14 protein-coding genes are annotated in these 16139 nt (G+C 56.6%); 10 read left to right on the top strand and 4 right to left on the bottom strand.

Translation table 11 applies throughout. The features are described from left to right. Positions 1-164 precede the first annotated feature (164 nt). Together BN3277_RS21530 and BN3277_RS21525 are read left to right on the top strand one after the other, a co-directional pair. Positions 165-2060 (top strand): PrkA family serine protein kinase, encoded by a 1896-nt coding sequence (locus tag BN3277_RS21530; protein WP_059046270.1) that lies wholly within the window; start codon positions 165-167, stop codon positions 2058-2060. Positions 2061-2331: 271 nt separating this feature from the next. Beyond that, positions 2332-2658 (top strand): hypothetical protein, encoded by a 327-nt coding sequence (locus BN3277_RS21525; protein WP_059046268.1) that lies wholly within the window; start codon positions 2332-2334, stop codon positions 2656-2658. A 71-nt stretch (positions 2659-2729) separates the two neighbouring features. Here the strand turns inward: BN3277_RS21525 and BN3277_RS21520 are convergent, their stop codons facing one another. Together BN3277_RS21520 and yhbH are read right to left on the bottom strand one after the other, a co-directional pair. Then, positions 2730-4160 (bottom strand): SpoVR family protein, encoded by a 1431-nt coding sequence (locus BN3277_RS21520; RefSeq protein ID WP_187380125.1) that lies wholly within the window; start codon positions 4158-4160, stop codon positions 2730-2732. A gap of 8 nt (positions 4161-4168) precedes the next feature. Beyond that, the gene (gene yhbH, locus BN3277_RS21515) at positions 4169-5338 is read right to left on the bottom strand and encodes a sporulation protein YhbH (RefSeq protein ID WP_059046263.1); all 1170 of its coding nucleotides are present in this window, start codon (positions 5336-5338) and stop codon (positions 4169-4171) included. 195 nt (positions 5339-5533) lie between these two features. On the opposite strand from yhbH, the gene BN3277_RS21510 reads away from it, so the two are divergent. From BN3277_RS21510 to narI, 8 genes are all read left to right on the top strand, one after another. Continuing rightward, positions 5534-6544, top strand: a complete 1011-nt coding sequence (locus tag BN3277_RS21510; protein WP_392396657.1) for a DUF7309 domain-containing protein — start codon at positions 5534-5536, stop codon at positions 6542-6544. A gap of 139 nt (positions 6545-6683) precedes the next feature. After that, positions 6684-7163: a hemerythrin domain-containing protein gene (locus BN3277_RS21505; protein WP_059046259.1), complete on the top strand. Its 480-nt coding sequence runs from the start codon at positions 6684-6686 to the stop codon at positions 7161-7163. Beyond that, a complete protein-coding gene (locus BN3277_RS21500) occupies positions 7117-7440 on the top strand; it encodes a hypothetical protein (protein ID WP_059046258.1) in 324 nt (107 codons plus the stop codon). The genes BN3277_RS21505 and BN3277_RS21500 overlap by 47 nt, the downstream gene beginning before the upstream one ends. Next, positions 7440-7727, top strand: a complete 288-nt coding sequence (locus BN3277_RS21495; protein ID WP_059046256.1) for a hypothetical protein — start codon at positions 7440-7442, stop codon at positions 7725-7727. The genes BN3277_RS21500 and BN3277_RS21495 overlap by 1 nt, the downstream gene beginning before the upstream one ends. 1 nt (position 7728) lies before the next feature. Next, positions 7729-11412, top strand: a complete 3684-nt coding sequence (locus tag BN3277_RS21490) for a nitrate reductase subunit alpha (RefSeq protein ID WP_059046254.1) — start codon at positions 7729-7731, stop codon at positions 11410-11412. Next, positions 11402-12901 carry a nitrate reductase subunit beta gene (gene narH, locus BN3277_RS21485; RefSeq protein ID WP_059046252.1) on the top strand — a complete coding sequence of 500 codons (1500 nt, stop codon included), beginning with the start codon at positions 11402-11404 and terminating at the stop codon, positions 12899-12901. Before BN3277_RS21490 ends, narH begins: the two co-directional genes overlap by 11 nt. Positions 12902-12907: 6 nt before the next feature. After that, entirely contained in the window at positions 12908-13570 is a 663-nt protein-coding gene (narJ, locus tag BN3277_RS21480; RefSeq protein WP_232436486.1) for a nitrate reductase molybdenum cofactor assembly chaperone, read from the top strand. Between the two features lie 20 nt (positions 13571-13590). After that, entirely contained in the window at positions 13591-14280 is a 690-nt protein-coding gene (gene narI / locus BN3277_RS21475; protein ID WP_059046251.1) for a respiratory nitrate reductase subunit gamma, read from the top strand. 93 nt (positions 14281-14373) lie between these two features. Here the strand turns inward: narI and BN3277_RS21470 are convergent, their stop codons facing one another. Beyond that, entirely contained in the window at positions 14374-15228 is an 855-nt protein-coding gene (locus tag BN3277_RS21470; RefSeq protein WP_059046249.1) for a DegV family protein, read from the bottom strand. Between the two features lie 38 nt (positions 15229-15266). Beyond that, a complete protein-coding gene (locus tag BN3277_RS21465; RefSeq protein WP_059046248.1) occupies positions 15267-16127 on the bottom strand; it encodes a DegV family protein in 861 nt (286 codons plus the stop codon). Positions 16128-16139: the final 12 nt, after the last annotated feature.

Below are 16139 nucleotides of genomic sequence, written 5' to 3'. Positions count from 1 at the left end.
TCCATCTGAATATTTTCATCGGAAAAAAGGTCAACTTCTCCCGTCCCTGCGCATAGGTATGTAATACACTTTTTATCGTGGAAGCTCCATATTCTGGTCACGTAAGTTCTAAAGATCGGGGACGCGGGAGAACCCCTAAAGCGGGAGTACAGGAGGTACCTAACATGGACATTTTTGAGCGTTTAGCGGCTTACCGGGCGGAAAGCGACTCCTTGTCGTGGAGCGGCACATTTAAAGATTATGTCGAACTGTTGGCCCAAGACCCTTCACCGGCGATGACCGCCCATGCCCGGGTTTATGAAATGATTAGATCCTATGGCATCGAAGAGGAAGACGGCCGGAAAAGGTATAAATTTTTTGAGCAGGAAATCTTCGGGCTCGATCGGGCCATCGAAAAGCTGGTGGAGGAGTATTTTCACTCCGCCGCTCGCCGGCTGGATGTTCGCAAGCGGATTTTGTTACTTATGGGACCTGTCAGCGGGGGCAAATCGACGCTCGTCACGCTGCTGAAGCGCGGGCTGGAGAAGTTTTCCCGCACAGACAAAGGGGCCGTGTACGCCATTGCCGGTTGCCCGATGCATGAGGACCCGCTTCACCTCGTTCCGCATGAACTCCGGCCGGAAGTGGAGAAATCGCTTGGCGTCCGGATTGAGGGCAACTTATGCCCCGTCTGCCAGATGAGACTAAAGACGGAATACGGCGGCGACATCGAAAACGTAAAGGTCGAGCGGGTGCTCTTGTCCGAGGATGAACGCGTCGGTATCGGCACGTTTAGTCCGTCGGATCCGAAGTCGCAGGATATCGCCGATTTGACCGGCAGCATCGATTTTTCCACGATCACGGAGTATGGCTCGGAATCCGATCCTCGGGCCTACCGTTTTGATGGCGAGCTAAACAAGGCCAACCGCGGCCTGATGGAGTTCCAGGAAATGCTGAAATGCGATGAGAAGTTTTTGTGGAACCTGCTGTCTCTGACACAGGAGGGGAATTTCAAGGCAGGGCGGTTCGCGTTGATCTCGGCCGATGAGCTGATTATCGCGCACACGAACGAGGCGGAGTACAAATCGTTTATCGCTAATAAGAAAAATGAAGCGTTGCAGTCGCGGATGATCGTGATGCCGATCCCTTATAACCTCAAGGTGTCGCAGGAGGAGAAGATTTACGGTAAGCTGATCAGCCAAAGCGATATGAGCCACATTCATATTGCTCCGCATGCCCTGAGGTCGGCGGCGATCTTCTCCATCTTGACCCGGTTGAAGGAAACGAAGAAGCAAGGCGTTGATCTGGTGAAAAAAATGCGCCTCTACGACGGCGAAGAAGTTGAAGGTTACAAGGACGCCGATTTGAAGGAGCTGCAAAACGAGTACCTGGAGGAGGGCATGTCCGGCGTCGATCCGCGTTATGTCATCAACCGGATTTCCAGCGCGTTGATCAAGCAGGATTTGCATTGCATGGGGGCTTTGGATATTTTGCGGGCCATCAAGGACGGCCTGGACCAGCATGCTTCGATTACGAAGGAGGAGCGCGAGCGGTATCTGAACTTCATCAGCATCGCCCGCAAGGAATACGACGAGCTCGCCAAAAAAGAAGTGCAAAAAGCGTTCGTCTACTCGTTTGAGGAGTCGGCACGCACCTTGTTTGAGAACTACCTCGACAACATCGAGGCGTTCTGCAACTGGACGAAAATCCGCGATCCGCTCACCGATGAGGAGATGGATCCCGACGAGCGGCTGATGCGCTCGATCGAAGAGCAAATCGGCATCTCGGAAAACGCCAAGAAGGCGTTTAGAGAGGAAATTCTCATCCGCATCTCCGCGTATTCGCGCAAAGGGCGGAAATTCGAATATAACCACCACGACCGGCTGCGGGAAGCGATCGAGAAGAAGCTGTTCGCCGACCTCAAGGACATCGTGAAGATCACGACCTCGACCAAAACGCCGGACGAAAACCAGCTTAAACGCATCAACGAGGTCAGCAAGCGGCTGATCGACGAGCACGGCTACTGCCCGGTGTGCGCCAACGAGCTGCTGCGTTATGTGGGGAGTTTGTTGAACCGGTAACTCGAGTGGGATGGATAAGGTGGAGGGGAAGCCCTCCGCCTTTTTTTGCGACCTGTTGGCGGCCCGGTGGGCTTACATTTCCATGTAACTACCGGGCCGAAAACGGCCCAACGAACTGGATTTTCTACCGTTAATTTCACGTTGGAAGGGCCATTTCGGCAATTTAACTGGAAAAAGCACCTCTAATTCCGTGTCATTCCCGCCTCACCGCCCTCTAGGTATTCGCATACGATATTTTGAACTTGAAAGAAACTTTGGAGGCGATTAACAGATGAGTGTTCAACCTTGGGGGGTTCCTCAGCAACGTATTATTTATCAGGCGGACCCGCAATCCGCCCAGCATTTGCGGTCGATCCGCGAGCGGGTGCAAGGCATCTGCCGGCAGCATGCGAATCAAAGAGTACGCATCGAAACGATGGAAGGCCATGTGCACATTGGCCGGATTGTGAGCTGCCAAGGCGGGCTGGTGCATTTGGCGGTTCCGCGATACGGGGGCCAGCGTGCCTTTGGCGCTCCCTTCTGGGGACCTAGTCCCAGCGATGAGACGATTTTGACGCTGGTGCTCTACGAGCTGCTGGTCATCGCTTTGCTGTCCTGATTGACCGATTCTCCAGGCAGAACAAGAGCCGCTGGATCCTTGGACCCAGGCGGCTCTTCTTACGGTGATACTCAAATCATCTTCCGGATATGCTTCTGCCCGTCGTAAGAGAACAGGGCGCGTTTCTCCTCCACCACTGTCTCTAGGTGTACGGGACGGCCCCATAACTTGTAGACGTGGGGGAGCGTGTGCTCCAGGTATTTTAAGTCCAGCTCGATCCCCTCGTACTGGTGCTTCAGCAGCAGCTCGCCGGACCGCAGGTAGTCGCCGTCCTGGACAACGATATACGGGGAACCTCCGTTCACGCGGGAGGCGACCAGTTGGTCGCGGATGTGCTCCCAGGTTTTATCGGTGATTTTCCACTCCGGCCCTTGCTTCTCGAAGATGTATAAGTCCAGATCGCGGACGAGCTCTTTGGTCAAATAGCTGCGGAGGAAAGAAATATCGGAGTCGAGCTCGCGGACTTCAAAAATTTTCTCCCGGCCTTGCCCCGGCTCGCGGCCAAAGCGGCGGCGCTCCTCTTCGGTGGGGTGATCCCAGCGGCGCTCGATATCCTCGAAGATCTTGAGCCCGAGGTAATACGGGTTCAAGCTTTGCCGCGACGGCTGGACAACCGAGGCGTTCAGCTTGGCGAATTCCACCGTTTCGTCGCTGGTGAGGTCGAGCTCACGGATGATGCGTTGATGCCAGTAGGAAGCCCATCCCTCGTTCATGATCTTCGTCTCCATCTGCGGCCAGAAATACAGCATTTCCTCGCGCAGCATGCTCATGATGTCCCGCTGCCAATCCTCCAGGGCCTCCGAGTATTCCTGGATAAACCAGACGATGTCCTTCTCCGGCTCAGGCGGAAATTGGATGGCGTTCTCCCTGGCTTCCGCTGCGGCGCGTCCTCCCGAGATTCCGTCCAGTGTCCACAGGTCGTCATATTCCCCCGCTTTCACTGAACCATAGCGCCCTTCCTTAGCCCGGCGCAGCTTCTCCTCCATTTGCCGGCGCTTGTCGTACCGCATCGGCTTGATCAACTGCGGGTCGACATGCTCCTGGATCGCAAGGACGGCGTCGATGAAGCTTTCCACCGTTTCCGCCCCGTAAGCCAGCTCATACCGGCTGATTCGCTCGGCGGTGGCGGACATGCTCTCCACCATGTCCCGGTTGGTGGCGGAGAAGCGCACGTTGTTTTTGAAGAAATCGCAGTGCGCCAGGACGTGAGCGACGATCAGTTTGTTTTGGATCAGTGAATTGCCCTCCAGCAAAAAGGCATAACACGGATTCGAGTTGATGACCAGCTCGTAGATTTTGCTGAGTCCAAAATCATATTGCATCTTCATCTTATTAAAGGTTTTTCCGAAGCTCCAGTGCGAGAAGCGGGTGGGCATGCCGTAGGCGCCAAACGTATAAATGATATCGGCAGGGCAAATTTCATAGCGCATCGGATAATAGTCAAGCCCAAACGAGTCGGCGATTTCCATAATTTCCGCGATGGCGTATTCAAGCTGTTCCATTTCGCTGCTCAACTTGCCGCACCCCCTTCGCGCTTGTGGAAGAACCGTTTTAACGCGTTGTAAACCTCGCCTTTCTCCTTAATGACGTAATACATAAATTTCTCCTGCTTGATCGTCCGATAGGCAGACATCAGGGTGCTGCCGCGGTTGTACTGATTGACCTCCCCGTACCCGAACAGGTTGCTGCGCTTCATCAGCTCGCCGATTAACTTCACGCAGCGCTCGTTGTCCGAGGTCAGATTGTCGCCGTCAGAGAAGTGGAACGGATAGATGTTGTAGCTGGATGGAGGGTAGCGGGAGTCGATGATTTCCAGCGCTTTTTGATACACCGAAGAGCAGATGGTGCCGCCGCTTTCCCCACGGGTGAAAAATTCCTCCTCGCTGACCTCCTTCGCCTCGGTATGATGGGCCAGAAACACGATCTCGACCTTTTCATACTGCCGACGCAAGAATCGGGTCATCCAGAAGAAAAAGCTGCGCGCGCAGTATTTCTCGAAAGCGCCCATCGAACCCGACGTATCCATCATCGCCAGGATGACCGCATTAGAGCGGGGGACAACAATCTCCTCCCACGTTTTGTAGCGAAGATCATCCGGCGAAATGCCGTGGATGCCGGGGGTGCCGGCGGTGGCGTTACGGCGCAGGTTCTCCAGAATGGTGCGTTTCTTATCGATGTTGGACATCAGACCTTTTTTGCGGATATCGTTGAAGCGAATCGACTCGGTTTCCATTTCTTCCTTGTCTTTCTCCTGGATATAGGGCAGCTCCATCTCCTCGAACAGCATATCCTCCAGCTCCTCGATGCTGACCTCGGCCTCCACGTAGTCGTAGCCCGGCTGATCGCCGGCCTTCCCGCCTTTCCCGCCTTTTCCGCTATCCTTGGGACTGTCCTGGCCAAGCACGTCTCCCACCTCGCTGCTTCCGTCACCTTGGCCGACATGTTTATGTTTCTGGTAGTTATGGATGAAGCGGTACTCTTCCAAATTGCGGAGGGGAACCTTAATGATTTGCTTGCCGTCCGACATAATGATATTTTCCTCGGTGACGAGGTCAGGCAGATTCTGCTTGATGACCTCCCGCACTTTCTCCTGGTGGCGCTGTTGATCCTGGTATCCTTTCCGATGCAGCGACCAGTCCTCTTTGGAGACGACAAAGTTATATCGATCAGGCGTTGGCATAGATGAACACCTCCATATCGGGATTTCCCGGAACGCTATATTTGTGGATGTAAATAAAGTATATTCACGGGGAGGGGCGATATGTGAGGGAGCTTGCGCCGGTTTGGAAACAATAAGGCTGGAAAAAGGCGGAGCCTAACGTTAAGCTGAATAGAGGAAAGTTGGGTTTGCGAAGGAGGTGCCGACTTGGAGCCAATGCGCCAGGAATGGCTGGAATTATATGAAGCGGCGGGGAAATTTCAAAAGCTGAAGCCATGGGAATGGCTTTCGAACATCCATTTGTTTGGGGTCCGCTGCCCCTGGGATCAACTCACCGGCTATTGCTGCGTGATGGGGAGCGGCAAAGAGGTGTATGGTCTGGCCGTCTATCTGGGGACCGAGGGCTTGCAGACGGTGCTGGATCTGCTGAACGGAGAATTCTCGGGCGATCCGTTGTTTGCTCAACATTGTTATATGCTGTCTTTCGGTAGCCGGGACGAGCTGTATCCGGAGGAATACGAACGTGTGAAAAAGCTTGACTTATCCCTGAATGGCAAGCGCGCTTGGCCGTCCTTTCGGCTCTATGAACCGGGTTATGTCCCTTGGCCGCTGACCAACCGGGATGATATCGTCTTCTTGACGGAGATCATTAACCAAGCGATCGAAGTGAGCCTCTCTTATCGGCAGGATCCCGATGCTTTATTGGAAGGCAACGGGGAACGGTTTCTCGTGCGGATTCCGGTCACCGGAGAAGGAACAGGGGGAACCGAATGGACCAGCGAATGGCTCCAGCCCGATCCGGCGGATCGACCGTTGGAGCCGTCCGGGCGAGCGGTGGTGGTGGATGAGTTGCGGATGCTCAAAGCCCAGCGTGCGGTCAACGGCGATGCGGGCGTGTGGGAGGTAGACAGCTTTTTTATTCCGATGCCGATTGAGGAAGAACGTCCCTTTTATCCAACGATGAATGTGATTGCGGATCAAGAGACCGGGCAGCTCCTGCATTACGGGCTAACCCAACGTTCCGAAGCGACCGAGAACCTCGCGGAAGGGCTGCTGACGCTGATTGAGACGCATCGGGTTATCCCGACACGGCTGGTGGCCCGTCATTCGAACTTGCTGGACGAGCTGGCATCGGTGATCGCCAGGTTTGGACTGATCAGTCGCGTCGAACCGCAGCTGCCGGCGATTGAGGAGTTCCAGCAATCGGTGGGAGGCAAGCTGTTATAACTAAATAAGTGCAGGATGATTGCCGGGGTTTCCAGCGTAGTTGCTGGGAATCCCGGTCTTTTTTTGCCCCAGTAAAGGAATAAATCGGAAATGCGGAGTGAACCCTAGTAAAAATTAACCAATAAAAGGAGGAGTGTGCATGAGATCGGGACCCTCTTTAAGAAACGTAGACAGCCATGCCTTAATTCATGAAGCGGTGCTGGAGGAGGCCAAGGAACTCACGGAGCTGCTTGCGCGCTGTCTGAGCCGGGGCGAACAGGAGAAGGCGCTGGAGATCGCTTGGATCGCCGTGGAACACTGGGAATCGCGGACCTTGCAGCATGCGCAAAGCGAGGAGGAAGGGCTGTACGTTGAGGCGCTGGAGCTCAAGCCGCAGTTGAAGGATGTGATTGTAGCCTTGACCCGGGACCATCAACTGCTGCGAGAACTGGTGGCGGAAATTAAGGATCGTTTGGAACAGGGCAAGACGGGGGAGGGAGTGCTGCAGCGCCTTCAGGCGTTAATTTTGGTCGACCAGCTGCACAACCGGTATGAAGAAGACATGGTGGAAAAAGAAATGGAGGCACTACGTCATGACGCATCTTCCAACCCTGAAACTGACGGATTTGCTGCCGGATAAGCCACTGCGTGCGGCGGAACCACGGCTATATGCCCGATTGACGGACGAGCTCACCCGCTTGGGGCTGCACCCCTATGACGTGAAGGCGGGCGCACAGGTCCATGAACGCGGCGTTGCCGTTCACGTGCGTTACGGCGAGCGGTTCGAACGGCTGGAAAGCCACATGATCCCTTGGGATTGGATCGAGCATGACGATGAACGGATCGGGGGATTCCTGCGGGAAGCCGCCGAGCGGGCGAAGCAGGCGTTAATCGCTGACTATTACAAGAGGGGTTGATGGGAGTGGAAGCACATGAGCTTGAGCTGTTCGCCAAGCAGGACCGGGAGGATTTGCTTGCGGTACTGGAGATGCGGTTTGGAGAACTGGGCGACGACGTGAAGGCGAGGATCGCATCGATCGATCAGCTGGACGAGCTGCAGCGCTTGATCCTGGCAGCATGCAACGCTCCTGCTTGGAGCGTGTTCGCCGAGGAGCTGCAAGCCGGCGGTGGCGCGTTCAAGCTGACCGGTGAACGGTTTAACCCGCTATCGCCGGCGGGATCTAACCAGAAGGGAGATTTCTAGAGTGGGTGATAAGCAGAACAAGCTGTTCGAATCGCTGAAATATTTGCGGCGCGGAGAACGCATTAACGACGACTGGACCGAGGAGAGTCCCCGCGGCCGGGACTGGGAGAGCCTGTATCGGGGCCGCTGGCAGCACGACAAGGTCGTCCGCTCCACACATGGCGTGAACTGTACTGGCTCCTGCAGCTGGAACGTGTTCGTGAAGGACGGCATCATTACGTGGGAGACGCAGAAGACCGATTACCCGACAACCGGTGCGGACTTCCCGGAATACGAGCCGCGGGGTTGTCCGCGGGGCGCCAGCTTCTCCTGGTACACCTACAGCCCGTTGCGGGTGAAGTATCCGTATATCCGCGGGGATCTTTACGAGATGTGGCGTGAAGAGATGGCGGCTGTCAAGGACCCGGTCGTTGCCTGGCAGAACATCGTGGACGATCCGAAGAAACGCGCCCGTTACGTCAAAGCGCGGGGGAAAGGCGGTTTCGTTCGCGCCGACTGGGATGCCGCCTGCCAAATGATTGCCGCCGCCACAATCCATACGATCCGCCAGTACGGGCCCGACCGCGTCGTGGGCTTCAGCCCGATCCCGGCGATGTCGATGGTCAGTTACGCGGCGGGAACCCGCTTCCTCTCGCTGATCGGCGGGACGATTCTCAGCTTCTACGACTGGTATGCCGATCTTCCGCCGGCTTCGCCGCAGGTGTGGGGCGAGCAGACCGATGTACCGGAGAGCGGGGATTGGTACAATACGAAGTATTTTATCATTTGGGGTACCAATATCCCGCAAACCCGCTCCCCTGACGCTCATTTCATGGTGGAAGCCCGCTATAACGGGACCAAGGTGGTGGGTGTGAGCCCAGACTACTCCGAATACGAGAAGTTCGCCGACATCTGGCTGCCGGCCCGGGTCGGCACGGACGCCGCGCTGGCCATGGCCATGACGCATGTCATCTTGAAGGAATTTTACGTGGATCAGGAAATCCCGTATTTCCGAGATTATGTGAAGAAGTTTACCGACCTGCCGTTCCTCGTCATGATGAAAGAGGAGAACGGTAGCCTTCGCTCGGACCGGTTTCTTCGTACGTCCGATCTGGGCGATGAGCAGGAGCTGGCCGAATGGAAAACGGTACTCTGGGACGCCGCCACAGGAAAACCGGAGGTGCCGAACGGCAGCCAGGGCTTCCGCTGGGATCAGGGCAGCCAGTGGAACCTGGACCTGGACAAGCCGGACGGCACGCGAATCGATCCGCAGCTAAGCTTTCTTGATGGCGCCGATGAGGTGGCGCTCGTGGATTTTCCTTATTTTGCGGAACAAGAAGGGCAAACCGTCCAGCGCGGTGTACCGGTCAAACATCTGCAGACTCCGTCCGGCGAGACGCTGAAGGTAGCGACCGTATACGACCTGATGATGGCCCATGTCGGCGTGCCGCGCGGGCTGCCCGGCGACTATCCGGTGGATTATGACGATATGAAGCCGTATACGCCGGCCTGGCAGGAGGCGATCACTGGGGTGAAGAAGTCGCATTGCATCCAGGTGGCCCGCGAATTCGCAGACAATGCCGCCAAGACGGGCGGACGTTCGATGATCGCGATGGGCGGCGGAACCAATCACTGGTACCATAGCGACCAGATCTACCGCGCGATCCTGAACCTGGTGCTGTTGACCGGTTCCCAGGGGGTTAACGGCGGCGGCTGGGCGCATTACGTCGGGCAGGAGAAAGTACGCCCGTTGGAAGGCTGGCAGCAAGTCGCTTTTGCCGGTGATTGGATCCGTCCGCCGCGGCTGCAGAACGGCACGTCGTTCTTCTATTTCGCCACGGAGCAATTCCGTTACGAGGCTCCGGTTAACGAGGAGCAGGAGACACCCTGGGGCGGTCGTTACAGCAAGCAGCATCCAGCCGATGTTAACGCGATGTCCGTAAGGCTGGGCTGGTTACCATCGTTCCCGCAGTTCAGCCAAAACTCGCTGGACGTGGCGAAGGAGCTGCGCGACAAAGGCCTCACGGACGACAAGGAGGCGGTTCAGGAGGTTGCCCGGATGGTGAAGGACGGCGAGCTGGATTTTGCCATCGAGCATCCCAACGACCCGCGTAACTTCCCGCGCGTGTTCTTCAACTGGCGCTCCAACCTGCTTGGCGACAGCGGCAAAGGCCACGAGTATTTCGCCAAGCATCTGATCGGTGCGGATAACCAGGTCCTCACCGACCCAACCCAATCCTGGCGGCCCAAGGACGTGCATACCGACGACATGCCGCCGGAAGGCAAAACCGATCTGTTCGTCAGCATGGACTTCCGCATGACCAGCTCCGGGCTGTTCTCGGACATCGTGCTGCCAGCGGCTACGTGGTATGAGAAGCACGATCTCAGCAGCACGGATATGCATCCGTTTATCCATCCGTTTAACCCGGCGATCTCCCCGCCTTGGCAAAGCAAAAGCGACTGGGACGCGTTCCGGGAAATCGCCAAGACGTTCTCGGAGCTGGCCGAGAAGCATCTTCCGGCCTGCGAGGACGTGATGATGACGCCGCTGGGCCACGACAGCCCGGACGAGGTCGCCCAGGTGCATGGGAAAATCAAGGATTGGCGCAAAGGTGAGGTGGAAGCCGTCCCCGGCCAAAGCATGCCGCATTTCCTGATCGTCAAACGCGACTATCCAAACGTATACGGAAAGATGATTACGCTGGGCCCGAACATCGAGAAGGGGTATGGCTCCAAAGCGGTCAAAATCCCGGGCGAGCGGGTGTACAAGCAGCTCAAGGAACGGCTGGGCCTTTCCAAGCGGGAGGGCATCGGCAAAGGCCAACCGGATCTGTACGATGATCGCCAGGCGATCGAAGCGATCCTGTTAATGTCGGGGGCGACAAACGGGGAACGTGCGGTAGAAGGCTGGCATGATATGGAGAAGAAAACCGGGAAGCAACTGGCGGAAATCGCCAAGCCCCGCGAAGAGGAAGCCTTCACGTTGTTCGACATCACCGCCCAGCCGCGCCAGGCGATATCCGCGCCCGTCTGGAGCGGGCTGGAGAAGGACAATCGCCGGTATTCACCGTTTACGTTGAATACGGAATACAGCATCCCTTGGCGGACGTTGACCGGGCGGCAGAGCTTCTATCTCGACCATGAGATGATCCTCGATTTTGGCGAAGCGTTACCGCTGTATTTGCCGCCGCTCCAGCATGTTCCTTTTCTCAAAGGAGAAAGGGAGGTGCCAAACAACGGGAAATCGCTGACGATCCGATATTTGACGCCGCACCAAAAATGGGGTATCCATACGATGTTTACGGACACGAACCAGATGTCGACGTTGTTCCGCGGCTGGCAGGTCGTGTGGCTGAACGAGAAGGACGGGGCGTCGATCGGTATCAAGGACAACGACTGGATCGAGGTGTACAACCGCAACGGCGTGGTGGCGGCACGGGCGGTGCTGACGTACCGGATTCCCGAGGGGATCGCCTACATGTACCATGCCCAGGACCGCACGCTTGGCGTGCCCGGCACGTCGATCAACAAGCAGCGGGGCGGCACGCATAACAGCGTGACCCGCATTACGCTCAAGCCAACGCACATGATCGGCGGCTATGCGCAGCTCAGCTACGGATTTAATTATTACGGCCCGACGGGAAATCAACGGGATACGATGACGATCATCCGCCCGCTGAAGGAGGTAGATTGGCTTGAGGATTAAAACGCAGGTCGCTATGGTGATGAATCTCGACAAGTGCATCGGCTGCCACACCTGCTCGGTTACCTGTAAGAACACCTGGACCAACCGCCCGGGCACGGAATACATGTGGTACAACAACGTGGAGACCCGGCCCGGACCGGGGTATCCGAAGGAGTGGGAGGACGAGCGCAAATACAAGGGCGGCTGGGTGCTGCGCGGCGGCAAGCTATCGCTGCGGGCTGGCGGGCCGATCGCGAAGTTGGCGAATATTTTTTATAACCCGGATATGGCCGATTTAGACAGCTTCTACGAGCCCTGGACTTACGATTACGACAGCCTGCTCCACAGCCCGAAACGTAAGAACCTGCCGGTTGGTCGTCCGGTGTCGATGATAACGGGTGAATACATGGACAAGCCGACCTGGGGCCCTAACTGGGACGATGATTTAGCTGGCGGCAGTGAAATCGTACCGATGGATCCCAACGTCAAGAAGCTGCAGGAGCACATCGCCTTGGAATATGAAAAGACGTTTATGATGTACCTGCCGCGGATCTGCGAGCATTGCCTCAACCCGTCTTGCGTCGCTTCCTGCCCGTCCGGCGCCCTATACAAGCGGGACGAGGACGGCATCGTGCTGGTGGACCAGGAAGCCTGCCGCGGCTGGCGGTTCTGCATGAACGGCTGCCCTTACCACAAGGTGTATTACAACTGGAACACGCATAAGGCGGAAAAATGCAATTTTTGCTATCCGCGCACCGAGGCCGGACTTTCGACGATCTGCTCCGAGACTTGTGTCGGGCGCATCCGTTACATCGGCGTTGTGATGTACGATGCGGACCGGGTGAAAGCCGCGGCGTCCGTAGAGGATCCGCAGGAGCTGTATGAAGCGCAGCTTGGTGTTTTCCTCGATCCAAACGATCCCGAGGTGATTAAGGAAGCGAGAAGAACGGGGATCACCGATGCGTGGATCGACGCTGCCCAACGTTCGCCGATCTACAAAATGGCGATGAAGTGGAAGGTCGCGCTGCCGCTGCATCCCGAATACCGCACGCTGCCGATGGTATGGTACGTACCGCCGCTCAGCCCGATCATGAATCACATTGAAGAGGACGAGCTGCAGACGGACATGTATATCCCGGCGGTGGATCAAATGCGGATTCCGATGGAATATTTGGCTTCCCTGATGACGGCGGGGGATACGAAGGTGATCCGCAAGGTACTGCTCAAAATGTCGGCCATGCGCGTGATGATGCGAGACCGTGCCGTTGGCGGGCTGGACGAGCTAAGACGCAGCCGACTGCTGGAGGAAGCGGGAACCTCCGTGGAGGAGATTGAGGAGATGGTCCGGCTGTTTGCCGTCGCCAAACATCAGGAGCGGTTCGTCATTCCGACCGCGCGGCGGGAAATGATCGGGGAGTCCGGCCTCCATTATCGCCAGGGCGCTTGTAGCCTGGAAGGGATCGCGCCGGAGGAAGGTTTTATGTCGCAGTTTTTTGTCAAGGAGGAATAGATCGATATGGTGGATGGGATGGAAGCAAAACGCATCGGACTGGCCGTCGCCGCTCGGCTGCTCGGTTACCCTGACGATGGTTTCTCGGGGGTGCTGAAGGAGACGGCTGAGGGGGTGTCGGCTGTGGACGACCACGCGCTAAGGCAACGGCTGGAAGCGGCGGTTCGGCCGCTCCAGTCCCTCCCTCTTCGGGAGCTGCGGGAGCAGTACGTTTGGACTTTCGATTGGAAGGAGAAAACCGGCCTTTATCTGACCGCGCATGAGCTCGGAGACAGCCGGGATCGGGGAGCCGCATTGATCCTGCTGCAGCACATCATCGGCGATGCCGGGTTTGCGGCGGCGGCCGGCGAACTAGCCGACTATATGCCGCTGTTGTACGAGCTGCTGGCGATCCGTCCGGACCATGTTCACGTGCGGGCGCTTGAGCTGCGGCTGGCCGTGGCGACAAAACGCGTCGCCGCTCATTTGCCGGAGGACAGCCCTTACCGCGAGCTGTTCGCGTACCTCATGGAGAACGTGTTTGGCGAACCGTCGGAGGAGGATATCCGCCGATTGGAAGCGAAGCGGGAGCAAGCCGACCTGGACGAGCTTCCTTACCCGATCCTATACGGGATGGATGGAACCGCCCGCACGGGGACCGATCCTGCTCAATTCAAAATGTGCAACTGAACGATTGGAGGAAAACCGCAATGACCGGTTTATTCTGGTGGGTCATCTACCCCTACATCGCCTTGACGGTGTTGATTCTCGGCTTGCTGTACCGCTTTGCTTTCCGGCAGACGAGCTGGGCGGCTCCCTCAACGGAAATTTTCGAGAAAAAATGGCTGCAGGTCGGATCAACGGTGTTTCATTACGGCATCGTGTTCGCTTTTATCGGCCATGTGATGGGCATGCTGATCCCGCGGAGTTTCTATCACGCGCTCGGCGTTCACGACGAAACGTATCATCTTTTCGCGATTGTCGGCGGCGGCCTGGCGGGACTTATGGTTGTGCTGGGGCTTGTCCTGCTGCTCATCCGCAAGCTTCTGAATCGGCGCGTTCGCGCTCATGCCGGCTTCGCCGATTACTTCGCGGTAATTCTGCTGCTGATCGTTGCCGCCAATGGCACCTATATGACGATCGTTTACAACACGACCGTAGTGGCTTATGAATACCGTACAACGATTGGCCCTTGGTTCCGCAGTTTGCTTGCATTCCGGCCGGACTATCATCTGATGGATACCGTGCCGTTGATCTTCCAACTGCATGTGCTCTCCGCCTTCCTGCTGTTTGCTTCGATTCCCTTCACGAAGCTGGTGCATATGTTTTCGCTGCCGGTGCGTTATCCGGCACGCGCCCCGCAGCAGTACCGTTCGCGGGTGAGTTACAAGCGGAGATAATGCGATAACGGCAGCGGCTATCTGTCCGGGCATCACAAAAAAAGGGAAGGCCAGTGGGATATCTCCCAGGCCTTCCCTTTTCCATGAAGTCCGCTAGGCGAGTTTCTTCGTGTACAAAATCCCGATCGTTTTGGCGCCGCAGTGGCTGGAAATGACGCAGCCCGCATTGGATACCGCTACCAGACGGGCGTTTGTCTTGGTCTCCAGCGCGGCCTTTAACATCTTTGCGTCCTCGTCCGCCAAGGAATGCGTGACGAAGATCAGATCGTTATCCATGTCGGGCAGACGGTTGAGCGCGTTGTTCAGCAACTGGTCGAGCGCTTTTTCGCGGCTGCCGCGGATCTTGTATGCCGGGGTCATCTTTCCGTCCTCAACCTTAATGACGGGACGAATTCTCAGCAGGCTGCCAACGATGTTTTGCATGCCGGAGCAGCGGCCCCCCTTATAAAGGTAATCCAGCGAATCGATGACGAATTCGGTCTCCACCTGCCCGCGTACGGCCGCCAGCAGCTCGACGATTTCCTCTACGCTTTTTCCCTCTGCGACAGCGCCGACAGCTTTCATCACCTGGAGACCGATGCCGGTGGACAGGTTCAGGGAATCAAACACCGTCACCATACCTTCGGCAAATTCATCCGCAGCAATCAAAGCGTTCTGGTAAGTCGAGGACAGCTCCGAGGACAAGCTGATGTATAGGATCTTCCGTCCTTCTTGAACATGGGGCGTAAACGCTTGAATAAAGTCGGCCGGTGACGGCGCCGCCGTCTTGGGCAGCTTGCCGGTCTCGTCAACCTTTTGATATAGCTCGGGCACTGTCAGATCGACGCCATCCTTGTAAGTTTGTTCCGAAAACGTAACGTACAGCGGCACGATGCCGATGTCATACTGTGCGATCCACTCGGTGGGGAGATCGCAAGTGCTGTCTGCAAAAATTTTGATGGAACCCATATGAATCCTCCTAAACGATCATTGGTTATCTATGGGACTTATAGGACCGGTTGTTTTCTCGTATACATGATGGCGACCGTGTGGGGGCCGCAGTGACTGGAAATCACGCAGCCGGCTTCCGCTATGGCAACTTTGCGCGCCCCGGTCTGCTCCCGCAAAATGACAGCGAGCCGCCTCGCCTCGTCCTCTGCAAGCGTATGCGCGACGATGACTAGGTCCTGGTCCATGTTGTCCTTGTCGGCCATGGCGTTGTCCAGCATCTGCTGGACGGCTTTCTCCTTGCGGCCTCGCACCTTGTAAGCCGGGATGATGTTCCCGTCCACGAGCTTGAGCACCGGCCGAATTTGCAGCAGGCTGCCGATAAAATTTTGCATACCGGAACAGCGTCCGCCTTTATACAAATATTCCAGCGTATCAATGACGAATTGCGTCTCCACCTGGGGGCGCATCGCGGCAACTTGTCCAGCAATATCGGCGGCACTAAGTCCTTGCTCGGCGAGATGCACCGCTTTCATAACGAGTAAGCCGATGCCGCTGCACAGGGTCAAGGAATCCACGACATGGACCCGGCCCTCTGGATATTCCGCAGCCGCGATTTGCGCGTTCTGGTAGGTGGACGAAAGCATGGAAGACAAGCTGATATATACGATATCCCGACCTTGTTTAATATAAGGGTCAAAGGCATCCATAAAGTCTTTCGGGGACGGGGCCGTTGTCTTGGGCAGATTTCCCTCAGCCTCCACCCGGCGATAGATGTCGAGCGGGGTAATGTCGATGCCGTCCCGGAACGTCTCATCACCGAATACGACGTAAAGCGGAACCAGGCCAATCTCATGCCGCCCGATCCAGTCGGCGGGAAGATCTGAGGTACTATCCGCGAAAATTTTCACATTAGACATAAGCAGTCTCCT

It is taken from the genome of Paenibacillus rubinfantis, from assembly GCF_001486505.1.
GTDB lineage: Bacteria > Bacillota > Bacilli > Paenibacillales > Paenibacillaceae > Fontibacillus > Fontibacillus rubinfantis.
The sequence above is the reverse complement of the archived record's forward strand: the minus strand, read 5'-3'. Positions and strand labels throughout refer to the sequence as shown.